At 64.4% G+C, this 24,912-nt stretch carries 20 protein-coding genes; 8 read left to right on the top strand and 12 right to left on the bottom strand.

Features of this window, described 5'->3' with window-relative positions; all coding sequences use genetic code 11:
- Window positions 1–271: 271 nt before the first annotated feature.
- From ABIB78_RS04025 to ABIB78_RS04015, 3 genes are all read left to right on the top strand, one after another.
- A protein-coding gene (locus ABIB78_RS04025) for an IS5 family transposase (protein ID WP_429021734.1) occupies window positions 272–1,035 on the top strand; the annotation gives its coding sequence in 2 pieces (ribosomal slippage) (window positions 272–607 and window positions 610–1,035; 762 coding nt in all).
- A 785-nt stretch (window positions 1,036–1,820) separates the two neighbouring features.
- Window positions 1,821–3,014: a thiolase family protein gene (locus ABIB78_RS04020; protein ID WP_429021731.1), complete on the top strand. Its 1,194-nt coding sequence runs from the start codon at window positions 1,821–1,823 to the stop codon at window positions 3,012–3,014.
- Between the two features lie 254 nt (window positions 3,015–3,268).
- Complete coding sequence (locus ABIB78_RS04015; protein ID WP_429021728.1) at window positions 3,269–4,573, top strand: MFS transporter; 1,305 nt, start codon at window positions 3,269–3,271, stop codon at window positions 4,571–4,573.
- 6 nt (window positions 4,574–4,579) lie between these two features.
- On the opposite strand, the gene ABIB78_RS04010 is transcribed toward ABIB78_RS04015, so the two are convergent.
- The 3 genes from ABIB78_RS04010 to ABIB78_RS04000 form a co-directional block, all read right to left on the bottom strand.
- Complete coding sequence (locus ABIB78_RS04010) at window positions 4,580–5,929, bottom strand: carbohydrate porin (protein WP_429021726.1); 1,350 nt, start codon at window positions 5,927–5,929, stop codon at window positions 4,580–4,582.
- A 24-nt stretch (window positions 5,930–5,953) separates the two neighbouring features.
- The gene (locus ABIB78_RS04005; protein ID WP_429021723.1) at window positions 5,954–6,976 is read right to left on the bottom strand and encodes a transporter; all 1,023 of its coding nucleotides are present in this window, start codon (window positions 6,974–6,976) and stop codon (window positions 5,954–5,956) included.
- Between the two features lie 120 nt (window positions 6,977–7,096).
- Window positions 7,097–7,882: an acetoacetate decarboxylase gene (locus tag ABIB78_RS04000; RefSeq protein WP_429021721.1), complete on the bottom strand. Its 786-nt coding sequence runs from the start codon at window positions 7,880–7,882 to the stop codon at window positions 7,097–7,099.
- Window positions 7,883–8,103: 221 nt separating this feature from the next.
- Here ABIB78_RS04000 and ABIB78_RS03995 point away from each other — a divergent pair, with 221 nt between their 5' ends.
- Entirely contained in the window at window positions 8,104–9,267 is a 1,164-nt protein-coding gene (locus tag ABIB78_RS03995) for a patatin-like phospholipase family protein (RefSeq protein ID WP_429021719.1), read from the top strand.
- 127 nt (window positions 9,268–9,394) lie between these two features.
- Here ABIB78_RS03995 and ABIB78_RS03990 read toward each other — a convergent pair whose 3' ends face one another.
- Together ABIB78_RS03990 and ABIB78_RS03985 are read right to left on the bottom strand one after the other, a co-directional pair.
- Window positions 9,395–10,954 carry an acyl-CoA carboxylase subunit beta gene (locus tag ABIB78_RS03990; protein WP_429021718.1) on the bottom strand — a complete coding sequence of 520 codons (1,560 nt, stop codon included), beginning with the start codon at window positions 10,952–10,954 and terminating at the stop codon, window positions 9,395–9,397.
- Window positions 10,884–11,858 carry an IclR family transcriptional regulator gene (locus ABIB78_RS03985; RefSeq protein WP_429021716.1) on the bottom strand — a complete coding sequence of 325 codons (975 nt, stop codon included), beginning with the start codon at window positions 11,856–11,858 and terminating at the stop codon, window positions 10,884–10,886. The genes ABIB78_RS03990 and ABIB78_RS03985 overlap by 71 nt, the downstream gene beginning before the upstream one ends.
- A 130-nt stretch (window positions 11,859–11,988) precedes the next feature.
- Between ABIB78_RS03985 and ABIB78_RS03980 the strand changes: the two genes are divergently transcribed.
- The 4 genes from ABIB78_RS03980 (at window position 11,989) to glsA (ending at window position 17,521) form a co-directional block, all read left to right on the top strand.
- On the top strand, window positions 11,989–12,210 hold the full coding sequence (locus tag ABIB78_RS03980; protein ID WP_429021713.1) for an acetyl-CoA carboxylase biotin carboxyl carrier protein subunit: 222 nt from the start codon (window positions 11,989–11,991) through the stop codon (window positions 12,208–12,210).
- Between the two features lie 152 nt (window positions 12,211–12,362).
- The gene (locus tag ABIB78_RS03975) at window positions 12,363–13,526 is read left to right on the top strand and encodes a TAXI family TRAP transporter solute-binding subunit (RefSeq protein ID WP_429021710.1); all 1,164 of its coding nucleotides are present in this window, start codon (window positions 12,363–12,365) and stop codon (window positions 13,524–13,526) included.
- 49 nt (window positions 13,527–13,575) lie between these two features.
- A complete protein-coding gene (locus tag ABIB78_RS03970) occupies window positions 13,576–15,639 on the top strand; it encodes a TRAP transporter permease (protein ID WP_429021707.1) in 2,064 nt (687 codons plus the stop codon).
- A gap of 22 nt (window positions 15,640–15,661) precedes the next feature.
- On the top strand, window positions 15,662–17,521 hold the full coding sequence (gene glsA / locus ABIB78_RS03965) for a glutaminase A (protein ID WP_429021704.1): 1,860 nt from the start codon (window positions 15,662–15,664) through the stop codon (window positions 17,519–17,521).
- 292 nt (window positions 17,522–17,813) lie between these two features.
- On the opposite strand, the gene ABIB78_RS03960 is transcribed toward glsA, so the two are convergent.
- The 7 genes from ABIB78_RS03960 to ABIB78_RS03930 all read right to left on the bottom strand — a co-directional run bounded on the left by ABIB78_RS03960 (window position 17,814) and on the right by ABIB78_RS03930 (window position 24,785).
- Entirely contained in the window at window positions 17,814–18,341 is a 528-nt protein-coding gene (locus ABIB78_RS03960) for a carboxymuconolactone decarboxylase family protein (protein WP_429021703.1), read from the bottom strand.
- A gap of 420 nt (window positions 18,342–18,761) precedes the next feature.
- Window positions 18,762–19,121, bottom strand: coding sequence for a Zn-ribbon domain-containing OB-fold protein (locus ABIB78_RS03955; protein WP_429021701.1), 360 nt, complete (start codon window positions 19,119–19,121; stop codon window positions 18,762–18,764).
- Entirely contained in the window at window positions 19,118–20,254 is a 1,137-nt protein-coding gene (locus ABIB78_RS03950; protein ID WP_429021699.1) for a thiolase family protein, read from the bottom strand. Before ABIB78_RS03950 ends, ABIB78_RS03955 begins: the two co-directional genes overlap by 4 nt.
- A 145-nt stretch (window positions 20,255–20,399) precedes the next feature.
- Window positions 20,400–21,566: an acyl-CoA dehydrogenase family protein gene (locus ABIB78_RS03945; RefSeq protein ID WP_429021696.1), complete on the bottom strand. Its 1,167-nt coding sequence runs from the start codon at window positions 21,564–21,566 to the stop codon at window positions 20,400–20,402.
- Window positions 21,567–21,577: 11 nt separating this feature from the next.
- Window positions 21,578–22,777 (bottom strand): CaiB/BaiF CoA transferase family protein, encoded by a 1,200-nt coding sequence (locus ABIB78_RS03940; RefSeq protein ID WP_429021693.1) that lies wholly within the window; start codon window positions 22,775–22,777, stop codon window positions 21,578–21,580.
- A 171-nt stretch (window positions 22,778–22,948) separates the two neighbouring features.
- Window positions 22,949–23,149 (bottom strand): hypothetical protein, encoded by a 201-nt coding sequence (locus ABIB78_RS03935; RefSeq protein WP_429021691.1) that lies wholly within the window; start codon window positions 23,147–23,149, stop codon window positions 22,949–22,951.
- Window positions 23,150–23,240: 91 nt separating this feature from the next.
- Window positions 23,241–24,785 carry a class I adenylate-forming enzyme family protein gene (locus tag ABIB78_RS03930; protein ID WP_429021689.1) on the bottom strand — a complete coding sequence of 515 codons (1,545 nt, stop codon included), beginning with the start codon at window positions 24,783–24,785 and terminating at the stop codon, window positions 23,241–23,243.
- Window positions 24,786–24,912 lie beyond the last annotated feature (127 nt).

Here is a 24,912-nt window from a genome sequence, read left to right as displayed (position 1 = left end):
TTTGCCCGACGGCGCAAGCCCCCGCAGCAAAAATATTTCGGTTTATCGGAACGGCAACTCAGTATATGGTTTGGCCGTCTCACCCGATCGAGGGGCGTATCGCGATCGTCACGAACGCGGCGTGGGATGCGGTGGACGCCGGGCGTGCAACTGACGAGTGCGTGCAAGGCGGACGGCGAAGTCGTGTGGTCCTGACGCCCTAGGTGGTGTGGACTCTAGGGATTCCCTTTTAGGAGCAAATCAGATTCAAGGCTGCTTTTGGGAGGCAGTCTTGGGTGTGATGGACCGTTTGGTGTTGAGCGACGCGGCCTGGGAACGGATGGCGCCGCTGATCATAGGTCGCCCCGACCAGAAGGGCTCCACCGGGCGCGACAACCGGATGTTTGTAGAGGGCGTGCTGTGGATTGTACGTACGGGCTCGCCCTGGCGCGATCTCCCGGAGGTCTTTGGCGATTGGAACAGCGTGTTTCGGCGCTTCAGCCGATGGAGCATCAAGGGTGTCTGGTTGCGGATCTTCGAGGCGATGTCCGATGATCCGGACTTCGAATATCTGATCGTTGATTCCACCATCGTCCGGGCGCATCAGCACGCCGCCGGGGCCAAAAAAGGGGGTCTGAAGATCAGGCGATTGGCCGTTCGCGCGGCGGCCTGAGCACCAAGATACATATGGCCGTTCGCGGCCTGGGATGTCCGGTACGGTTCACGCTCACCGCAGGCCAGAAGGGCGATGCACCGCAAGCCGCCGAACTGATCGAGGGATTGCCTGCCGAGGTCGTCATGGCCGATACAGCCTATGACGCCGATCATTTGCGCCAAGCCATCGCCGCCAAGGGCGCGCTCGCCGTCATCCCCAACAACCCGTCACGGGCGCTCAAATACCCGCTGGACAAGCATCTCTATGCCCAGCGTCATCTGGTCGAATGCTGCTTCTCAAAGCTCAAGCAGTTCCGCCGCGTCGCAACCCGCTTCGAAAAGACCGCCCGAAATTATCTTGCCGTCGTCACTCTCGCAGCCATCGTCTTATGGCTGCGATAAGTGTCCACACCACCTAGTGGTAGGTGTCTTTTCGCATTGCGCGATGCGCGTTGTGAAGACGGTGACAAGCAAGCCCAGTCTCGCCGGGGAGAGCACGAAGTAAGCCGTAGCCCATCGCGCAGGGAAAGCCGGATTGCTCCGGTTACACCTGTGGTCCTACCCCCCGAGCTTTCTACCCTTTGCTCGGGGCCCACGGGTGCGATCGGCACCCGGCTTTCCCTGCGCCCTCTGCTCAAGAGAGGGCGAAACGAAATGCAAAACTCGGGCAATTCATGTCGCGAGAATGTCAAACTGTATCCCAAATCACACTGTCATCGCCCGGCTTGCCGCCTTCGCTAAAGCTCCGGCGTGCCAGGGATTCGTGGCCTCGTCGAAGCCTTGGCGTAGACGGGATCGGGCGACCCAGCACGCCGAGGCCTATCAGATTGAACTCGAGCGTCTCTGGAATACGGGATCACCCGTATGCGCGGGTGATGACACCGAACAAGCTATTCGACAGCTTGAACCGAGAACCATCCTCATCGTCGTCCTGGCAAAAGCCAGGACCCATAGCCACCGGCTTTGGTTGTCGGAAGGATCATTGCCCCGGCGTCGCGCAACAATTCGCACTTGGGGTAATGGGTCCTGGCCTTCGCCAGGACGGCGGGTGGTGATTGCGGAGCTATCCCGGCCTCTCATTCATGCGAACACGACATTTTGTCATAGCACGCAGAGTTGCATTTTTTGCATCGCATCATATGATGAGAATAATTCAATCAAATCCCGGTATTGAAGGGAATCCTGTCATGTCATCCAGCGCCGATCCCGTCGTCATCCTCTCCGCCGCCCGTACCCCGCTCGGCCGCTTCATGGGCGAACTCACGCCGCTCCCGGCTCACAAGCTCGGCTCGCATGTGATCGGCGCGGTGCACGAACGCGCCAGGCTCGCGCCGGAACGGATCGACGAGGTGTTCATGGGCAACGTGCTGCCCGCCGGCCAGGGCCAGGCCCCTGCCCGCCAGGCCGCGCGCGGCGCCAAGCTGCCGGATGCCGTCGGCGCCACCACCGTCAACAAGGTCTGCGGTTCCGGCATGAAGGCGACCATGCTGGCCCACGACATCATCAAGGCCGGCTCGGCCGAGATCGTGCTGTCCGGCGGTATGGAGAGCATGAGCAACGCGCCCTATCTGCTGCAGAAGGCGCGTGGCGGCTATCGCGCCGGCCATGACCGCATCATCGACCACATGATGATGGACGGGCTCGAGGACGATGAGACCGGCCGCTCGATGGGCGATTTCGGCGAGGCGACCGCGGAGGCCTATCAGTTCACCCGCGCCGACCAGGACACCTATGCGATGGAGACGCTGAGCCGTGCCCGCAGGGCGGTCGAGGGCGGCGCCTTCAAGGCCGAGATCGCGCCGATCACGCTCGCCGAGAAGGCCGGTCCGCGCATCATCGCCAATGACGAGCACCCGCTGAAGGTCGATCCGGCAAAGATCCCCGGCCTGAAGCCGGCGTTCCGCGCGGGCGGCACCATCACGCCGGCCGCCTCCTCGGCCAATGCCGACGGCGCCGCGGCACTGATCCTGGCGAAGCGTTCGCTTGCCGATCGCGACGGACTGCCTGTTCTGGCCGAGATCAAGGGCCACGCCACCCACAGCCAGGAGCCGCAGTGGTTCACCACAGCGCCGATCCCGGCAATCCGCAAGCTGCTGGACAAGGTCGGCTGGAGCGTCGGCGATGTCGACCTGTTCGAGATCAACGAGGCGTTCGCGGTGGTCGCGATGGCGGCGCAGCGTGATCTCGGAATTCCGCGCGACCGGCTCAACATCAACGGCGGCGCCTGCGCGCTCGGCCATCCGATCGGCGCCACCGGCGCGCGGCTGATCGTGACGCTGCTGCACGCGCTGGAGGCGCAGAATCTGAAGCGCGGCGTCGCCGCCCTGTGCATCGGCGGCGGCGAAGCCACCGCCATCGCGGTCGAGCGCATCACGCAGTAACCGGCTATCTCACCCTCATGGTGAGGAGCGCGAAGCGCGTCTCGAACCATGAGGCCCGCCTGTGGCGTACATCCTTCGAGACGCCCGCTATTCGCGGGCTCCTCCAGGATGAGGGTCAAGACAGGACGCTGGACGCTAAAAGGCCAGAGTACGGCATGAGTCCGAAAACGAGGGAACTATGTCATTTTAGACATGGCTCCCTCGTGCCATATTGCGCATCGCGCAAAACTTTCACCGCAACTCATCTGGACCCAATGATCTCGAACTGGCTTGCTTCCGCCCTCGCCCGCCGCAACATCCACTACGGCTGGGCGATGGTCGCCGTCACCTTCCTTGCCGCACTGATCTCGGCCGGCACCGTCGGCGCGCCCGGCGTCTTCATCGTGCCCCTGCAGAAGGAGTTCGGCTGGTCCACCGCCGAGATTTCCTCGGCGCTGTCGATCCGCTTCATCCTGTTCGGGCTGATGGCGCCGTTCGCCGCCGCGCTGATGAACCGCTACGGCCTGCGCAACGTGACGCTGGCGGCGCAATTGATCGTGGTTTCCGGACTATTGGCCTCGCTCGCGATGACGCAGGTCTGGCAGCTGGTTCTGCTGTGGGGCGTTGTGATCGGGATCGGCACCGGCATGACCGCGCTGGTGCTTGGCGCGACCATTGCCACGCGCTGGTTCGTGGCGCGGCGCGGCCTCGTGATCGGCATGCTCACCGCGAGCGTCGCAACCGGGCAGCTTGCCTTCCTGCCGCTGCTTGCAACCCTCACCGAGCGTTACGGCTGGCGCGTCGCGCTTGGACTGGTCTGTGTGATGCTCGGCGTCGCGGCCTTTGCCGTTCTGATGGTGATGCGCGACCGGCCGAGCGACGTCGGCCTGCGTCCGTTCGGCGACGAGGGCACCGCGCCGCTTCCCGCGCCACCGCCGGCCAATGCGCCGATCATGGCGGCCGCGCTCGGCACGCTGCGCGACTCCTCGAAATCGTCGGTATTCTGGATCCTGTTCGCGACCTTCTTCGTCTGCGGCGCCTCGACCAACGGCCTCGTCCAGGTCCACCTGATTCCGATGTGCCTCGACTACGGCATCCCGCAGGTGCAGGCCGCGAGCCTGCTCGCCGCGATGGGCATCTTCGACTTTTTCGGCACCATCATTTCGGGCTGGCTGTCCGACCGTTACGACAACCGCTATCTGCTGTTCTGGTATTACGGCCTGCGCGGCCTGTCGCTGCTGTTCCTGCCGTTCTCCGACTTCACCTTCTACGGGCTGTCGCTGTTTGCGATGTTCTATGGGCTCGACTGGATCGCGACCGTGCCGCCGACGGTGCGCCTCACCGCACAGCGCTTCGGCGCCGAACGCGCCAATCTGGTGTTCGGCTGGATCTTTGCCGGCCATCAGCTCGGCGCCGGCACCGCCGCGTTCGGCGCCGGCCTTTCGCGCACCATCTATCAGAGCTATCTGCCGGCGTTCTTCATTGCCGGCGCGCTCTGCGTCTTCGCCGCGCTGATCACGCTCGCAATCACGCGGCCGCAGCCGAAGCCGGTGGCGGAGCCGAAACCTGCCGCGGCTTGAGGCGGGTCAGTACGAGAGGATCGTGCGCATGCCGAACACGATACTGTCCTTGATTCGATGCGTCTGCGTCGGATCATTGGGATCGACGGCGCCGCCGGCTGGATGGGCGATGTATTGAAACATCGGCTGCAGCGTGAAATTGGGGTTCACCACGTGCTGGTAGGTGATCTCGAGGATCGCCTCATAGTCGCGGATCGGATACGGCATGCCCGTGAAGATCTGGGTGTCACGGTCGAGCGCGCGCGCGGCGTCGGAAATCCTGGCATAGATCGCTGCGATGCCGAGCCGGTCATCCGGATATTTGTCGCTGAAGCCGGTGAACAGGAAGCCACCGTCGACATAGGTGCTGATGAGATTGCGGTCCGACGGACTGACGGAGGCGCGCATGAAGAATGCGACGCCCTTGTCGGCGTCCGGCGCGACGCGCGCAAGTAGCTGCTCATAGACCATGAAGATGCCGTTGTCCCGCCGCAGCCACCGCGTGTCGCCGGAGCTGTTGGGATCGGCAAACGACAGGCCGTCGGCCGAGAAGCGCTGATCGGCGAACGAGCCCAGGTGGTACCAGGCGCCGCCGGTGATGGTCGCCGGCAGTTTGCTCTCGCCGATCTCGAGCTTGTATTTGAGCTGACCGATCCACCATGGCGGATCGTTGACGCGGAACTGAATCCCGTGGGCGTTCAATATCTGCGGGTCGTCCGTCCCCTGCGGCGGCGAGGCCGAGCCGTCGAACAGTGCCAGATAGGCGGTGATGCGGTCGGACAGATTGGCCTTGATCCGGATGCCGGGCACGGCAAGCGGCGGCGACGGTCCGCCGGCCGGCAGAATTGTGCCGACAATGCCGGGCCAGCCCAGCGCGGAATTGATGAAGATGTCGTCGTACTGGCTGTCGATGAACTCGACGTCCGAGCCCTGCTGGCCGACGCGGATCGCGAGCTTGCCGCCGAGCAGCTTCTGCTCGATCCAGAATTCATAGAGCCGCGTCGCCGGCAGCGACTCGACACCGGACACCAGGAACAGGTTGCCGACATAGCTCCGCGACAGTCCGTCGCCGTGGATCTGGTACATGTTGGCGTGGAAGGTCGCGCCGGTCCAGCCCATCACCTTCTCGAGGTCGATGGTGGTGCCGAGATCGAGACGGCCGGTATAGGCCGCGCCGTTGCTCACGCCGCCCGAGACGTTGGCAAAGCTCTCGCCGATATAGATCAGGCTGAACTGGTAGCCGGCATCTTCCAGCGCAGCGCGTGTGTCGGCGATCCGGTCCGCGACCGGCTTGTCTTCCGCGCGCGCTGGCGGCGCCGACGTGCAGAGCGCGAGAGCCGCGGCCACCAACGTCGCGCGGGAAAGACCTCTGCCCATGGGAAATGCCGCGGTGCGAGCGCGCTATTTGACGATGCCGAGCCGCCGCATCAGCAGATAGGCCAGCAGCGCCGATCCGATCAGCAGGCCCGCCGCGACCAGAAACCCGCTGTCGACGTCGGTCAGCGGCAATCCCTTGGTGTTCATGCCGAAGATGCCGCTGACGAGCGTCGGCGGCAGCAGCATCATGGTGACGACGGAAAGCGCGTGGAGATGCTTGTTGCTCTCCTCTTCCAGCTTGAAACGCAGCTCTTCCTCGAGCAGGCGGCTGCGCTCACGCAGCTCGACGATGTCGTGGTCGAGGCCGTCAAGACGCTGCGCCAGCTTGCCGGCCTGCAGCCGCAACGCCGGACTGAGATTGTCCATGTTCTTGAGCTCAAGCCGGTGGAACAGCACGCGCAGGCCCGCAAGCTGGCGATGCAGCCGCACGCAGGTGCGGCGCAGCTGGCCAAGTCGGCCGCGCATTTCGGAACCGGTTTCGCCGGCAACCACCCGATCCTCGATCGCATCGATCTCGGTGCCGATCTTGTCGGCCATGCGATCCATGGTGTCGGCGACCTCGTGAATGATCTTCTCCAGCAGTGCCGCAACGGTCTCGACGCGATAACCGCTCTCGAGCACGCGACGCGTCGCATCGACTGCGCAGAGCGCCTGATGGCGGCCGCTGATCAACAGACGCTCGGTCATCGCGAAACGAAGGAAGTCGGTTTCCTCGGTGGGAGCGTCGATGCTGCGCACCAGATCGGAGAACACGCCATAGACGCAATTGTCGATGGTGTGGATCTGCTGGAATTTGTCGTTCGACAGCAACAGATCCCGCGCGAGCTGCGGGATGTGGATGGCGGCAAGCCATGCCCGGGTGCGCACGTCGCTCAGGTTGAGGTGCAGCCAGAGCCGGCCGTCGCGGCTCGGCTCGATCGGCGTATCGATGGGAAGCGGCTCGGCGCTGCCGTCCTGGTGCAGGCGGAACGCCCAGACCAGTCCGGGAATGGTTTCCGGACGCAGCACCGCGCCGGCAACACCTGCAGGAGGCGGATCAGCCAGCATGGTCCTCCTCCAAGGCAACCGCGGGAAATGACATGCTCGAACCCTCGCCCACGCGACAAGCGCGTCCTCCGTCACAACATTGGAGGACGCGCCTGTTACAGTTTTATGTCAGCGACCGCCCTACTCGGCGGCGAGGCCGGTCGGCGCGGCCACCTCCGCGGCTTCTTTGTTGTAGTCGTGCACGATGCGGCCGAACGGCAGCGTCAGATCAGCGATGTAATGATGCGCGCCGACGACGCGCTTGACCGGGAAATCGGCGACCGGTGCATTGACATGCGGCACCAGATGCAGCCGGCCCGGCCCGATCCACGATCCCTTGACGACGATGTCGGTCAGGTTGATCGCGACCAGCTGGCAGATCTCGAGATGGCCGTCGACGCCGGGGATCATCTTCAGATTGATCTGCGTCTTCGACAGTGTCGCGCGGGTGATATCGCCATTGCCCGCCATGCTTTCGTGCTTGTAGCCCATCGTGCCCATCGCAACGAGCTGGCCGGCATATTCCAGCGTGCCGGTCAGCGTGTCCTTGACGATCTCGAGCTTGGGATGGGCGTACTTCTTCGGGAAGCCCCAGATCTCGCGGCCGGCGGCGATCGGCGGATCATCGTCGAGATACATCTGGCAGACGAAGTTGACCTCTTCGCCATGCAGGCACGCCGGAATCACCAGGCCGGACTCGGTGTAGCTGCCGAAGCCGGAGCTGTCGGGCATCTTGATCCATTCATAATGCACGATCGCCTGCTCGATCGGCTCCAGCGGCTCAGGCAGGCCGGCGCGGATCAGTTCCGGATCGGTCTCATAGGTGATGACGAGGAATTCGCGATCGATGAAGCGGTACGGACCGGCGGGATAGCTCGGGCCGGCAGCCGGCATGGACGGAAGCTTGAGCAGATCTTCCCTGCGCATCGCAATAACCCCCTATTTGAAAAATGTCGCGCGGAAGCTAACGGCCGAGATTGACAGCGATGTGAGGGATTTCCGTCAGGTGCGTGACCTACGTTTCGCAGTGGAGGCCAATGCTAACCATGCAAGCCGGCATGCCGGATGCGCCGTGCGCGGGGGCGGCACTTGTCATCACGGCGTCATCGGCGCCCTGAATTCTCGCCGCGAATTTTGGAGTGTCTGATATGGATGCGCGAGCCCCTCATTTCGACGATGTCGATCACACGACGCCCGGCTGGCGCCCCGAGGGATGCGATCGCGTCGCCCTGGTTCTGCAGGGCGGCGGCGCGCTCGGCGCCTATCAGGCCGGTGTCTATCAGGCGCTGCACGAATCCAATATCGAACCCGACTGGGTCTGCGGCGTCTCGATCGGCGCGATCAACTCCGCGATCATCGCCGGTAATCCGCCTTCGAGGCGGCTGGAGCGGCTGCACACGTTCTGGGATCGCATCACCGGCCGCAAGATCTGGCACTACACGCCGGACGGCGACATCTTCCGCAAGGCGCGCAATTTCACCAGCTCATGGCTCACGACGACGCTGGGGCAACCCGGCTTCTTCGCCCCGCATCAGGCCAATCCGTGGTTCAGTCCGGCCGGTGCGCGCACCGCCACCAGCTACTACGACACCACGCCGCTGCGTGACTCGCTGCTCGAACTGGTCGATTTCGACCGCATCAATTCCAAGACGATGCGCTTCGCGGTCGGCGCGGTGAACGTGCTCTCCGGCAACTTCATCTATTTCGACAATGCCCATGACGAGATCATCCCCGAGCACATCATGGCGAGCGGCGCTTTGCCGCCGGCGCTGCCGATGGTGAAGGTCGGCACCGATCATTTCTGGGACGGCGGCATCGTCTCCAACACGCCGCTGCAGCACCTGCTCGACCAGGAAGACAACATAAACTCGCTGGTATTCCAGGTCGATCTGTTCTCGGCGCGCGGCGCGCTGCCGCGCGACATCCAGGACGTGATGGCCCGGCACAAGGACATCATGTATTCGTCGCGCACCCGCTACAACACCGACGTCTACCGCAAGACCTACAATCTGCGCACCGCGCTGCATAACGCGCTGGGAAAAATCCCCGACGACCAGCTCTCGGACGAGGAGCGCCAGCTCAAGAAGGCGAACGCCCGGTTGCCGGGTATCACGCTGCTGCAGCTGATCTATCAGCAGAAGGCCTATGAGGGCGACGCCAAGGACCACGAATTTTCCGGCACCTCGATGCGCGAACACTGGGCGAGCGGACACGAGGACACCAAGCGTTCGCTGAAGCGGCGCGAATGGATCAAGATGCCTGAGAACGGCATGGGCATCGTGATCCACGACGTGCATCGCGAGGCCGAGTAGCAGTTTCTGTCATTGCCGGGCTTGACCCGGCAATCCATACCTCTTCGCGTGAGCTGCCCGTCCGCTGCCGCGGACGATGAATACGCGGGTCAAGCCCGCATATGACGTGTTGGCTTTGCGGCCGCCCCTACGGCCGCGTCGACATATTGCTCGGCGGTCCGGCCTTGCGGATCGGCTCGGCCAGACACGCGAATTCGCAGAGCAGCGAGCGCGTCTTGCGCGGATCGATCACCTCCTCGACCCAGAACTTCTCGGCCGAGCGGAACGGCGAGCGCAGCTTGTTGAGGCGATCCTCGATCTCGCGCAGCTTGGTGGCGGGATCACTGGCCGCATCGATCTCGGCGCGATAGGCCGCCTCGATGCCGCCCTCGAGCGGCAGCGAGCCCCAATAGGCCGACGGCCAAGCGTAGCGCATCGAGAAACGATTGGCCGGCTGATGTACCACGCCGGCGACGCCGAAGGCGTTGCGGATGATGACGGTGCACCACGGCACCGTCGTCTGGTTGACCGCCGCCATCGCCCGCACGCCATGCCGGATGGTCGCCGACTTCTCCGCCTCGAGCCCGATCATGAAGCCGGGGCAATCCATCAGATAGACCACCGGCAGATGGAAGGTCTCGGCGAAGTCGACCCAGCGCACCACCTTCTGGCAGGCATCCGAGGTCCACGAGCCGCCATAGTGGAACGGATCGCTGGCGAGCAGCAGCACCGCCCTGCCCTCGATCCGCGCCAGTCCGGTGATGACCGGGCGGCCGAAATTGGCGGCGACCTCGAAGAACGAGCCCTTGTCGACGACGGCCTCGATGATCGGCCGCATCTTGTAGACTTGGCGCCGGTTGCGCGGCACGGCCGTGAGCAGCGATTCCTCGGCCCGTTCCGGGTCGTCGGTACAGGGAATGGTCGGCGGCAGATCGTAGACCGACGCCGGCAGATAGGACAGGAAGCGCCGCGCGTAATCGAACGCCTCCTCTTCCGTCTCGACGGCCTGATCGATCGCGCCGGCGCGGGTCTGGATCTCGGCGCCGCCGAGCTCCTGCTTGGTCAGATCCTGACCGAGCCGCTTCACCACCGGCGGACCGGCGACGAACATCGCGGAGCTCTTGGTCATGACCGAGTAATGTGTGGCCGCCAGCCGCGCCGCGCCGAGGCCCGCGACCGAGCCGAGGCCCAAGCCGACCACCGGCACGCGCGCCAGATTGGCGGTCGTGTACCAGTACCAGCGCGTGCCGCCGACGCCGCCGGGCAGATTGGCCGCGCCCCTGGTCTCGATCGTCTTCACCGAGCCGCCGCCGCCGGAGCCTTCGATCACGCGAACGATCGGCAGGCGAAAGTCATGCGCCATCTCCTCCGCCATCAGCGGCTTGGCGGAAATCGATGCATCCGCCGAGCCGCCGCGCACGGTGAAATCGTCGCCGACCACGACGACGGTGCGGCCGTCGACCCTGGCACGGCCGAACACGCAGTTCGCCGGCGTCAGATGCTTGAGTTCGTTGCTCTCGTCGTATTCGGCGATGCCGGAGATGGCACCGATCTCGTGGAAGCTGTTCTGGTCAACGAGCTTGTCGATACGCTCACGAACCGTGAGCCGGCCCTGGTCGCGTTGCCGCTTGACCTTGTCAACGCCTCCCATCTCCCGCGCGAACGCTTCGCGCCGGGCGAGGTCGTCGAGTTCCGGCTTCCAGTTCATTCATTGCCTCCGTCTTGATGATTTTGTTGTTGTTATGGGCGGTCACCGGAAGCGACTTGCGTTCGATCCGATTGCTGAAGATATCGCCGTCGGCGCCTTCGAGCAGGCTGCCGAGTGCGGCTGCGAGTTCGACCATCTGCGGGGCGACCTCGCGGTGCAGCCGCTGCTCGTCATACATCGCCGAGAGCAGGCCGATCGTGGTGACCACATAGGTCTGATACTGCGGCGACCACAGCGGCACCGCGACGCCGTTGATGTGCGGGCTCCACAGGCCGCAGGCGACGACGTAGCCGTGCTCCTGCAGGTGACGGCGGTTGGCCTCGATGCGCGGCGTCAGCATCTTGGCACCGTCAGGCAACTCGCCTTCCATCTCTGATATCAGCACGTCGCCGATCGCGGGATCGAGGGCGGCGGTGTAGGCATGTCCGGCGGCAGTGGTCGCCATCGAAATGCGGCTGCCGGTGGCTTCATGCAGGCCGAGCGCGTTCGCCGCGCGGGCGAACTCGAGATAGACCAGATGAAAGCGGTCGGGGATGACGAAGCCCACGGTGCCGGGCAACTGATCGGCGACATCCTGCAGGCGCAGCCGGATCAGATTGCGAAGCTGCAAGCCCTTCATCATCGACGTGCTCATCGCGACCGCGCTCGGGCCGATCCGGTATTTCTGATCGCGCGGCAGATAGACGAGCTGTCCCATCCGCGTCAGCGTGTGCGTCAAGCGCGACACCGTCGAACGCGGCAGGCCGCAGCGGTTCGAGATTTCGAGATTGCCGAGCCGGGCTTCGTGTCCCTCGAAGCACCGCAACACGTCGAAGGCGCGCGACACCACCTGAATGACACCGCCATCGCCTGTCTCGCTGGCGAGCATTCCCTGCCTGCTAAGCCGTTCCGAGCGCCGTCCCATTTGTTTTGGCTCCATTCCGTCTTGCGGAATAAAATTCCACTTGCAGATGACGCTACCTCAGGCAATCTGCCGCCACAACAAAAAGCCGTTCGCCGGATGAAATTTCCGCAAGACGGTATCGGAGAGTGGAATGCCAGAGATCAAGGTCGTAACCGAAGTTGCCGGGCGCGTTTGCGCGCTTCCTGTTGAGGCCGGCAACAGCATCGGCAATGGCGACGAGATTGCGTTCGTCGAGGCGATGAAGATGGAGATACCGGTCACATCGACGACAGCAGGCAAAATCAAGTCGATTCTGGTCAGGATTGACGATGTCATCGCTGAAGGCCAGGCCGTCGCGATCGTCGAGACCTGAGATTCCGCTCCTCGGGGTCAGCCGCGACGATCTGTCCGGTGATGCAGTGGCCGAAATCGCCGGCTTCCGGCTGAGGTAGCGTTGCCATCGCCGGATCGCGATGCGATCATCCCGCCGGAAAAGTTTCGCACAGCGAAACAAAGGGAGGAATTATGATCCATCGGCTGATGGCGCTCGCGCCTGCCGCTCTTGCCGGCTTTTCACTCGTCGTTGCCCTGCCCGCCTCGGCCGAGGACATCAAGCTGCCGCCGACCATGGCGGTGACCGCCTATGACACCGGCACCGCCGGCTTCAACATCGCGGTCGGCGTCGGCAAGATGATGAAGGACAAATACGGCACCGACGTCCGCGTGCTGCCGGCCGGCAACGATGTTGCGCGTCTCGCACCCTTGCGCGCCAAGCGCGCGATCTCCTCGGCGATGGGATCGGGCACCTATTTCGCCCAGGAAGGCGTGTTCGAATTCGGTGCCAAGGAATGGGGCCCGCAGCCGCTGCAACTGCTTTTGTCGTCAGTCGACTGCAATTGCGGCGCGCTCGGCGTGGCGGCCGACGCCGGGGTCAAGGACATCAAGGATCTGCGCGGCAAGCGCGTCGGCTTCGTGGTCGGCTCGCCGGCGCTGAACCAGAACTCGCTCGCGATGCTCGCCTTCGGCGGGCTCACCCAGAAGGACGTCAAGATCGTCGAGTTCGCAAGCTACGGCGCGATGTGGAAAGGCCTGATCAACAACGACACCGATGCCGCCTTCGGCACCACGATCACCGGTCCCGCCAAGGAGGCCGAGACCTCGCCGCGCGGCCTGATGTGGCCGCCGCTGCCCGTCGCCGACAAGGAAGGCTGGGCACGGGTGAAAAAGGTCGGCTCGTTCTTCTTCCCGCAAACCGCAACCTGCGGCGCCGGCATCTCGCCGGACAAGCCGATCCAGCTCGGCAATTACCCGTACCCGATCTTCGTCGCCTACGCCGCGCAACCGGCCGACCAGATCTATGCGATCACCAAGGCGATGATCGTCAACTACGACGCCTACAAGGATTCCGCGCCCGGTGCCGCCGGCCTCGGCGCCGACCGGCAGACCAAGAACTGGGTCGTTCCCGTGCATCCCGGCGCGGTGAAGGCGCTGAAGGAAGCCGGCCACTGGAGCGACGATCAGGAAGCCCACAACAACGCGCTCTACAAGCGCCAGGAAGTGCTGGCCGCCGCCTGGACGGACTACGGCAAATCCGGCCCGTCTTCCGATGAGAAAGCCTACCTCGACGGCTGGATGAAGGCACGCGCCACGGCGCTTGCGAAAGCCAACATGCCTGATGGCTTCGAGTGAGACCTGCCGGAGACTGCGGCCAAAACCAACAGCACTGGGGGGATGCGTGATGCCGGATAACGTCGCGGCTGCGCCTGCGAAAAGAATCGAGTTTGAGGATCCGCATGCCGGTCTCGACAATTTGCAGGAAGCCGAGGTTACGCGCGTGCGGACCCTGCGCGGGCTTTGGCGCTGGGCGCTGGTGGTTGCGACCGCCGCAACCATCCTGCTCTGCATCAACCAACAATTCTCGCTGCGCTTCTTCATCGACTACACCCAGCTCAACACCGAATATTTCTATCTCCTGATCGCGCTGATGCTGCCGTTCACGTTCCTGATCTTCCCGGGAACGGGGCACGCGCCGCTGAACCGCATTCCCTGGTATGACCTCGCGCTCGCTGTGGCGACCTTCGCTGCCTCGATCTGGCTGATGCTGAACGTACGCAAAGCGGCGCAGTATGGATGGGAATCCGACGGCGCGCCGCGGAACGTCATCATCGCCGGCCTCGTGATGTGGGCGATGCTGATGGAGGCGCTGCGTCGAACCGGCGGCTGGAGCCTGCTGCTCAGCGTGCTCCCTTTCACGGTCTATCCGCTGTTCGCCGAGGCCAGCTGGCTCGGCCCCTTCCGAGGCTCGCAACTCACGCTTGATCAGACCACGGCCTATCACGTGCTGTCGGGCGAGAGCCTGCTCGGCATTCCGATCCAGGCCTTTGCCGACACCGTGATCGGATTCCTGGTGTTCGGCACCGCGCTGATGATGACCGGGGCAGGAAAGTTCTTCATCAACCTCGCGTTTGCGCTGTGCGGTACGTTCCGTGGCGGCGCAGCCAAGGTCTGCATCTTCGCCTCCGGCCTGCTCGGCATGATGTCGGGCTCGATCGTCTCGAACGTGCTGACCGCCGGCACCATGACGATCCCGGTCATGAAGAAGAGCGGCTTCCGCGCCTCCTATGCCGGTGCGATCGAGGCCTGCGCCTCGACCGGCGCCGTGCTGGCGCCGCCGGTAATGGGCGCCACCGCGTTCGTGATCGCGCAGTTCCTCAATGTCAGCTACGCCGAGGTCGCCGTCGCCGCGATCGTCCCGGCTGCGCTGTATTATGTTGGCCTGTTCATGCAGGTCGACTCCTACGCCGCACGGCACGGGCTGAAGGGCATCCCGCGCGCCGAGTTGCCGCGGGTGATGGATACGATCAAGAACGGCTGGTACTACGTTTTCGTCATCGCGCTGCTGATCGTGATGCTGCTCTATTTCAAGCGCGAAAGCCATGCGCCGTTCTACGCGACCGCCCTGCTGCTGGTGCTGAACCAGGTCTTCTCCAAGGACACCCGCTGGACGCCTGCGACCATCGCGAAATTCCTCGAGGTCAACGGCCGCACCTTCGTCGAGCTGGTCGGCATCCTCGCCGGCTGCGGCCTCCTGATCGGCGCGTTCTCGATGACCGGCGTGGTCTCGAGCCTTGCGAACGACCTGCTGACGATCGCCGGCGACAATGCGTTCCTGCTGCTCGTGATGTGCGCCTTCACGAGCCTGATCCTCGGCCTCGGGCTGACCACGACCGCCTGCTACATCTTCCTCGCCATCCTGGTCGCGCCGGCGCTGGAAAAGCTCGGGCTCAACCGGATGGCGGTGCACATGTTCATCTTCTACTGGGGCATGCTGTCGTCGATCACGCCACCGGTCGCAATCGCCTCCTTCGCAGCGGCCGGCATCGCCGGCTCGCCCGCGATGAAGACCGGATGGGAATCGATGTGGGTCGGCAGCATCATCTATTTCATCCCGTTCTTCTTCGTGTTGAACCCGGCGCTGGTGATGCAGGGGCCGAGCCCCTATCTCGCCGGCCTCGGCCTGATGGCGCTGGCGGCTTGCGGCACGCTGTTCATCTGCGGCGGCATCCAGGGTTATCAGGCCTTCGTCGGCGATCTCCGCGGCGCCGGCGCCCTGGAATGGCCGTTGCGGGTGCTGCTGGTGATCGGCGGCTTCGTGCTCGCGACGCCCGGCGGCGGCATCAACCCGCTGTCGCAGCTGCAGGTGACCATGCTGGGGCTTGCGATCCTCGCCCCGACGATCCTGATCGCGCTGGTGCTGGTCCGCCGCCAGGCGCTGATTCCGAACCAGTTGCGCGCGCCCTGATTGCGTTGCACAACAGGAGGCGATGAAACTATCGCCACCTCCCGTCACTGCCACCACCACGGCCTGGTCCAGCTCGAAGCCGCCGCTGCTGCGGTTTCTGCACACTTGTTACGCAGACTTCCTCTCGGAGGCCGGCGGCGCGGTGGCCGACTACATCCCCGAACTCGGCAAGGCGGACCCTGCCCATTTTGGCATCAGCCTCGCGACGCTCGACGGCCATGTCTACGAGGTCGGCGACACCAGGGTGCCCTTCACCATCCAGTCGATGTCAAAGCCGTTCGTGTTCGCGCTGGCGCTGGACACGCTGGGCGCCGAGCAGGTGGAAAGCGTGATCGGCGTCGAGCCGTCCGGCGACCCCTTCAATTCGATCCGGCTCAACGCCGAGAACCACCCGTTCAATGCAATGGTGAATGCCGGCGCGATCGCCTGCTCCGGCCTGCTCCATGCCGACAAGGGCGACGGCGCGTTCGACTTCATCCGGCAGGCGCTCGGCCGCTTCGCCGGCCGCGAGCTCGGCGTCGACGAGGCGGTCTACGCCTCCGAGAGCGCCACCGGCGACCGCAACCGGGCGATCGGCTATTTGCTGCGCACCAACAGCGTGATCACCGAGAACGTGCCTGATGTGCTCGACGTCTATTTCCGGCAATGCGCCATCCTCGTCACCGCGCGCGACACCGCCGTGATGGCGGCGACCTTGGCCAACCGCGGCATCAATCCCTTGACCGGCGAGCAAGTGGTGACGCCCTACGCAATCGCGCGCACGCTGTCGGTGATGACCTCGTCGGGCATGTACGACTACGCCGGCGAATGGATTTACCGTGTCGGCATCCCGGCCAAGAGCGGCGTCGGCGGCGGCATTTTGGCAGCGCTACCGGCACGGCTCGGGCTCGGCAGCTACTCGCCAAAGCTCGACAAGCACGGCAACAGCGTGCGCGGCATCAAGGTGTGCGAGGCGTTGTCGGCACATTACGACCTGCACATGCTGAACCGCAGCGACGACGCCCGCCACAGCATCATCGCCGACTACAATATCGGCAAGAACCCGTCACGACGGGTGCGCCGGCCGCAGGAACAGGAGATCCTGGCAAGACACTTCCAGGAGGTACGTGTGATCGAGCTGGTCGGCACGCTGTCGCTTTCCAATGTCGACTACGTCTCGCGCCGCCTCGCCGGCAGTCCGCGGCCGGAATTCGTGATCTTCGACCTGCGCCGCGTCACCGCGACGACCCGCGCCGGCGCCCGGCTCGTGGCGGAAGCCTTCCAGGAACTTGCCGAGCTCGGGGTTACGGTGATCCTGTCCGGCATCAAGCGGACCTCGCGCGAATGGACCACGATCAGCGAGTGGACCAACCGGCTCGGCAACATCAGGGATTTCTATCTGCTCGACACCGCGATCGAGTGGGCCGAGGACCAGATCGTCTACCGCTATGGCGGCTCGATCGACTTCCTCGAGACGACAGAGCTTTCCGAGCAGCCGCTGCTCGCCGGATTGAGCGAAGCTGAGATCGCCGACCTCACCTCGCTCAGCACGGTCAGGATCTACCAGCCGAATGAGAAGATCATCGCCGCGGGCAGTGAAGCAACCTCGCTGTTCTTCCTGCGCAGCGGCGTGGTCCACGTCACCCTGCCCGACGGCATCCGGCTCGCGACGCTGACCGCCGGCATGGCGTTCGGCGAGATGGCGCTATTGGAGCCGAACCGCTCGGCCGACGTGCTCGCCGACATGTCGGCCACCGCCTATGAGGTGACGATCAGGGATTTCGAGCGCTTCCGCGAGCAGCACCCGCGCGCCGGCGAGCGGATCATGCGCAATCTCGCGCAGATCCTCGCCGAGCGGCTGATCGTGGCGAATGCGAAGGTCGATCTGCTGACCTCGGGGTAGCTATTGTTTGGGCCTCTCCGCGCCCTTCGCGGCCGGCCATCGCGCACGGCCCAAAATATCGAAAACAACCCCATGCAAAGCAGCCAACGGCTTCCGGCATTCGACACGGCAACTTGACACGTCGGGCAAATCAGCGATATTTTTCCATTATTCCGAAACTGTGCAAGCACCCCTCGCTCCAGGCACGGCACATGGCATTTGCACAAGTTGCAACCGACGTTTCGACGATAGCCATATGCGATAGCCCCGCCCTTCGCGGGGCGAGGCAAAAGAGCGGCGCGCGCGTTCGCTCTCAGCTCACCACTTCCGTCACCGGCTGCATGTCGATCTCGAACGTCTCGAGAAACTTCGACGTCATGATGTAGAAGCCGACCGAAAGCTGCAATTCGATTAGCGCGGCCGGCGTCAGCTTTGCCGCGATCGCCTTGAAGGTCGCATCGGTCGGCTTCTTCAGCTTGACGATCTCGTCGGTGAAGGCGAGCGCCGCGCGCTGCACCTCGTCGAAGCAGGTCGCGGACTGCCAGTTCTCCAGCGCCGCGTTCTGCTCGTCGGTGACGCCGACATTCTTGCCGATGCGCTTGTGCGCGACGATCTCGTACGGCGCCTCACAGAGAATGCCGGTGCGCGTGATCGCCAGCTCGCGCACGACGGGATCGAGCTCGCCCTTGTGGCGGATCGCGCCGCCGAGCCGGCAGTACTGTTCGAAGTAGCTCGGCGAGTGCGCCATCATGCGAAAGATATTGGCGTTACGGTTCTTGTCGAGGATCTCGCGCGTGCGCGGGCTTGCCTTAGCGGGATCGGAGTAGTCGATACGGGCCATTTCCTAACCTTGATCTTGCTGTCGTTTCTGTCGGGTTCCGAAAGAGTATCCGTCGGCTGTCGCGGGAGCAACACGCGCAAGTCAAATTGCCGCCGCATTCCCATACAACCCTGACACAGTCGATATTCGCTGAGTGGGGACTCATCAAAAGCGAATGCTCGACGCGGGGTGTTCCGAGTATAAAACCTGGCCGTCTTGCGCGCAATCAGCGCAACGATGAGTCATGCCCGGGTCTAGGGAGAACGCATGAAGGAAGCCACAAGGAGGGCGGCCTCGGAGGCGCTTGCGCAAGTGCTGGCGGTGACGGCAATGCTCGTCATCGCCAGCGTGATTTTCTATTGGCGATAGTATCCGCAACTAGAGGGGCGAGAGCGAACCAATTCAGCTTGGTTTCGCGTTCTGACTGGATCGTTCAGCCCCTCATTTCGCCTTTGCGAAGTACGGAACCAGGCGTCCCGCAAATTGCGTGAAGCGCGCCGACACCGTGTCGCCGATGGCCAAATCGTTGTCGCCATGGGCCATCATGCGAAAGCCCTCGTCGGCATCGACCAGCACGATGTTGTAGGGCACATGCGCCCGCGTCTCCGGCGTTGCGGCACGGCAGACCAGCGACGTCGCATACACCGTCCCTGCCCCGCTCGCGCGATGCTCGGCGAGCTCGGAGGAGCCGCAGGCGGCGCAGAAGCTGCGGCGGAAATATTGCCTCGCGCCGCAAGCGTTGCAGGTCTGATAGACAATGGCCTCAGCGCCCTTGGTCCAGTCAGCGATCGGTCCGCTCATCGCACGCGCTCCAGGAACATGCTGACATGCGACGACAGCACCCCGCCGTCGCCGTGCAGCAGCGCCACCGAGGCGTCGCGCACCTGACGGCTTCCCGCGTGGCCGGTCATCTGCAGATGGGTCTCGACCAGATGCGCCATCGCGCCGCCGACGCCGCAATGGCCATAGCTGAGTAGGCCGCCATGGGTATTGAGCGGCATCTCGCCATCCTGATTGAAATAGCCGGCCCGCACCCGCGCCGCGGCCTCGCCGCGCTTGGCGAGCCCGAGATCTTCCAGCAGCATCGCGAGCGTGATCGTGAAGCTGTCGTAGACCGCGGCGTAGCGCACGTCTGATATCGCGACGCCCGACGCTTCTTTCGCCTTCGCGATCGAAATCTCCGCGCCGAGCTCGCTCAGCGCAGGCGCCGCGGTGACGTGCTGATGGGTGTGCGCCTGGGCGCAGCCGCGGACGCGGACCCGCCGGTCGCCTGTCGGCTCGTGGCTGATCACGCACGCCGCACCGCCGTCCGATACGGGGCAACAGTCGAGCAGCTTGAGCGGCACCGCCACCGGCTTCGAGGCCATCACGTCGGCCACCGTGATCGGCTCGTGGAATTGCGCGCCGGGATGCGTCAGCGCGTGCTTGCGCATCAGCACGGCGAACTCGGCAAGATCTTCCTGCGTGAGGCCGTATTCATGCATGTAACGCGTCGCGACCAGCCCGTAATAGGCCGGGATCGTCGGGCCCAGCGTCACTTCGTAGTCGGGATGGCCGACCTGGGCCAGCGCCTGGATCGAGGCGTCGCGGCTCTGCCCGGTCAGCCGGTTCTCGCCGCCGACCACCAGCACGTGCTTTGCCACACCGGCATCGACGAGGTGATGTGCCAGCATGGTCATCGCAAGGCCCGTGGCGCCGCCGACCTGCACGGCATGGGCGTAGGACGGGCGAATGCCGAAATGCTCGGCGAACACGGTCGCCAGCATGATGTGCGGCGAGACCGTGGAATAGCCGCAGAGGATGCCGTCGATGTCGGAGCGCTTCAGCCCGGCATCGGAGATCGCAAGCTCGGCCGCCTTGCTCATCAGGTCGAGCGAGGACAAGCCTTCGTGCTTGCCGTAGGATGTGAGGCCGACGCCGGTGACGAAGCTCATCTTGTCTCCACCCTCTCCGCCGTCATTCCGGAGCGACGCGAAGCGGCGGTCCCGGAATCCATAACCACCATCGTGAGTATGGATTTCGGGCCTGCGCCATGCGGCGCATCCCGGAATGACAAGCTGAGATATCCCTTGCCCATCATCAATACGACTTCGGAAGGCCGAGCACCTTCTCGCCGATGAAGCTGAGGATGAGCTGCGGGCTGATCGGCGCGATGCGCGGGATCAGCGATTCCCTGAAATAGCGCTCGACATGGTACTCCTTGGCATAGCCGAAGCCGCCATGCGTCATCACCGCCTGCTCGCAGGCGTGGAAGCCGGCTTCCGCCGCGAGATATTTCGCCGCGTTCGCGGCGGGGCCGCAGGGCAGGTTCTGGTCGTATTGCCAGCCGGCGCGCAACACCATCAGCCAGGCGGCCTCGAGTTCCATCCAGCACTTCGCCAGCGGATGCTGGATCCCCTGGTTCATGCCGATCGGACGGTTGAACACGATGCGGCCTTTGGCGTATTCCGACGCCCGCTTCAGCGCGATCTGGCCGAGACCGACGGCTTCGGCCGCGATCAGGATGCGCTCGGGGTTCATGCCATGCAGGATGTATTCGAAGCCGCGGCCCTCCTCGCCGATGCGGTCCTCGACCGGAATCTCGAAATTCTCGAAGAACAATTCGTTGGAGTCGACGGGCTTGCGGCCCATCTTCTCGATCTCGTGCACGGTGACGCGCTTGCGGTCGAAATCAGTGTAGAACAGGCTCAGGCCGTGGGTCGGGCTGCGCACCTCCTCCAGCGGCGTGGTGCGCGCGAGCAGCAGGATCTTGTTGGCGACCTGCGCGGTCGAGATCCACACCTTCTGGCCATTGACGATGTATTTATCGCCCTGCCGCACCGCGCGGGTCTTGAGCTGTGTGGTGTTGAGGCCGGTATTGGGCTCGGTTACCGCGAAGCAGGATTTGTCGCGGCCGTCGATGATCGGCGGCAGCATGCGCTGGCACTGCTCCCTGGTGCCGAACACGACAACGGGATTGAGCCCGAACACGTTCATGTGCACCGCGGATGCCCCGGACATTCCGGCACCTGACTCCGCGATCGTGCGCATCATGATCGCAGCGTCCGTGATGCCGAGCCCGGAGCCGCCATATTCCTCGGGGATGCAGATGCCGAGCCAGCCGGCATCGGCCAGCGCGCGATGGAAGTCAGCCGGATAGCCGCCCTCCTTGTCCTTCTTCAGCCAATAGGCCTCGTCAAAGCGCGTGCAGATTTTTCCGACGGCATCCCGGATCGATTCCTGGTTGGCGGAGAGTGCGAAATCCATCTGTCGTGCTCCTATGCCTTCACCGCTTTGGCAGCGCCGTCGCGTACCATCGCCGCGATCTCGTCGGCGGAGAAACCCGCCTCGCGCAGGATCTCTTCGCTGTGCTCGCCGAGCCGCGGCGCCAGACGGCTCGGCTCGACCTTGGTCTCCGACCAGCGTGCCGACGGCGTCATGCTGCGGATACGGCCCTCGGTCGGATGATCGATCACGGGGAAGACGCCGGTCGCGACCATATGCGGGTCCTGCAGCAGGCTCTCGAGATCGTGCATCGGCATCACGGGGACGTCGGCCTTCTCGAGAATCTCGTTCCACTCCGCGGTGGTCCTGGTCTGCAGGATGCGCGCGAGCTCGGCGTAGACGACATCGATATTAGTGGCGCGGCCGGCGAAGGTCGCGAACTTCGGATCGCTGCGCAGATCGTCGCGGCCGGTCGCCTTGAAGAAATTCTCCCACTGCTTGTCGTTGTAGACGATCACGCAGATATAGCCGTCCTGCGTCTTGTACGGCCGGCGGTCCGGCGACAGATGGCGCGCGTAGCCGCCCTTGTCGAGCGGCGGATCGTAGGTCAACCCGCCCATGTGGTCGCCCATGACGAAGCCGGCCATGGTCTCGAACATCGGAATGTCGACCCGCTGGCCCTGCCCGGTCCGGTCGCGATGCACGAGGCTCGCGCAGATCGCACCGACCGCGGTGAGGCCGACGATGCGATCGACCAGTGCATTGGGTACATAGCGCGGCACGCCGTCCGAGGTCTGCGCTATCAGCGCCGGCAGCGCGGTCGCGCCCTGGATCAGATCGTCATAGGCGGGCTTTGCGGCATACGGCCCCTCCTGGCCGAAGCCGAACACACCGGCATAGATCAGCCGCGGATTGACCCTGGCGACGACATCGTAACCGAGTTGCAGCCGCGCCATCGCCTGAGGGCGCACATTGTAGACCAGCACGTCGGCCTTCGCGATCAGCCGCAGCACAGCCTCGCGCCCCGCCGGATTCTTCAGATCGAGGCAGATCGAGCGCTTGCTTCTGTTGGTGTTGAGGAACACCGGCCCCATGCCGGGGTGCCGGGTCGGACCGATCTGCCGCGTCACATCGCCGTCAGGCGATTCCACCTTGATGACGTCGGCGCCATAGTCGCCAAGCATCTGCGTGGCATAGGGTCCCATCAGCACGGTCGTCATGTCCACGACCTTGATACCCTGCAGTGGTCCCATCGTCCTGTTCGCTCCCGGATGCTCTGATTACGAAGCTAGTAACGGGAGGTTTTTGCCGAGATCAAGCTGCGCCGAGCGTATGGGCGTATGCGTGGCGGCGACCGGATCGTTTCCGCGCGGCGGAACGCAGGGCAGCAAAACGACGCGTTCCCACCGCCGACCCTGTGCTGGTTACTGCCCCGTCATCGTGTCACGCACCTTCAGGAGCTTCTCCAGTTCCGCATTCTGCTGCTCGAGCCGCTCCGCAATGCGTTCCTCGACTTCGGCGCCGGCGGCACCTGCGGCCTGCTCGATCAGCTGCCTGATATTGTCCCGGAGGATCGCGATACGATCGTTCAGTTCCGACAGCGACAGAGACGTCTCGATTCCCATGGTCCGTTCTCCCGGTGACAGGCGCAGGCAGCTTAGCGCGACGGGAGGCCGCGGCCTATCCCTAAGCCGATCCCTTGGCTCATCCCTTGGCCTATCCCTTGGCCTGTCCCTTGGCCATCATCTCCCGCAGCGCGGTCTTCAGCACCTTGCCGTAATTGTTCTTCGGCAGGGCATCGAGATAGACGTAGCGCTTCGGCCGCTTGAAGCGGGCGATCGAGGCCAGGCAGTGCGCGTCGAGCCTGCCGTCGTCGGCCGTCGCCCCGTCCTCCAGCACGACGCAGGCGACGACGATCTCGCCCCATTCGGCATCCGGCACGCCAATGGCCGAGACCTCGCGGACGTCGGGATGGGTCAGCAGGGCTTCCTCGACCTCGCGCGGATAGATGTTGGTGCCGCCGGAGATGATTACGTCCTTGGAGCGGTCCGACAGCGTCAGGAAGCCGCCTGCATCGAGCCGGCCGACATCGCCGGTGCGCAGCCAGCCGTCCTTTAACGTCTCGGCATTGGCCTTCGGATTATTCCAGTAGCCAAGCATCACGGTCGCACCCTTGACCTCGATCTCGCCGGTCTCGCCTGCAGGCAGCGGCTTGCCGTCCTTGCCGGTGATGCGCACGGTAACGACGCTCTGCGCCGTGCCGACCGAGGCCAGCCGTTCGAGATAGCGCGGATGATCGCTCGAGCGGTGGCAGTCGCGCGACAGCGCAGTGATCGTCATCGGCGACTCGCCCTGACCGTAGATCTGCACGAAGCGCTGGCCCATGGTCGCCATCGCATCGGTGATGTCGGCCGTGTACATCGGCCCGCCGCCATAGATGATGGTGCGCAGCCCCTCGCCGTTCTCGCCGCGCTGCTTCGCGGCATCGACCAGGCGGCGCACCATGGTCGGCGCCGCGAACATCACGACGTTGTCGAGCTGCCGGCCGAGGTTGAGCACCTCGTCCGGATCGAAGCCGCCGGACTCCGGAACGACGTGGCGGCCGCCCATGCGGACATGCGGGAAATTGTAGAGGCCGGCGCCATGCGAGATCGGCGCGGCATAGAGCGAGGCATCCTGCGGCGTCGCCGGGTCGACGTCGGCGAGGTAGCACAGCGACATCGCAACCAGATTGCCGTGGCTCAGCATTACGCCCTTGGGACGGCCGGTGGTTCCGGACGTATAGAACAGCCAGGCGAGATCGTTGGTCTCGCGCGGCAGCGGCGCGGGCGCACCCCCGCCGTTCCGCAGCGCCTTGTACGCGTCGCTGTCGACCGACAGCATGGTCATGCCGGCGGGACAATCATCCTTCGCCTCGCTCAATGCACCGATCGTGTCATCGGACACGAACGCCAGTCTGGCGCCGCCATTGCCGCAGATCCACGCCGCCTCGCGGCCGTGCAGCTTGGCGTTGATCGGGATCGCGGCGGCGCCGATCCACCAGATGCCGTAGAGGCATTCGAGATATTGCGTGCAGTTCGTCGCAAACAGCGCAATGCGGTCGCCGGCGGCGACGCCGTGATCACGCGCCAGTGCCGCCCCGATCGAGGCGGCGCGGCGGGCAAAGGTTGCGTAGTCGGCGTCGAGGTCGAAGCCGGTCAGCAGCGCCGGCGCATCGGGACGCGCCCGCGCCGTCGCCGCCAACCATTCGGCAATGTTCATCGCAGTAGCCCCAATCAAACTGTCATGCCCGGGCTTAGCCGTCCGAAGGACGGCGTTGCTTCCGCTTGCCTATGCCCCGGCATCCACGTCTTTGGCGCCACATAAGAAGGAAGACGTGGATGGCCGG

It is taken from the genome of Bradyrhizobium sp. I1.14.4 (assembly GCF_050435825.1).
GTDB lineage: Bacteria > Pseudomonadota > Alphaproteobacteria > Rhizobiales > Xanthobacteraceae > Bradyrhizobium.
This window is presented reverse-complemented; position numbering and strand designations above follow the sequence as displayed.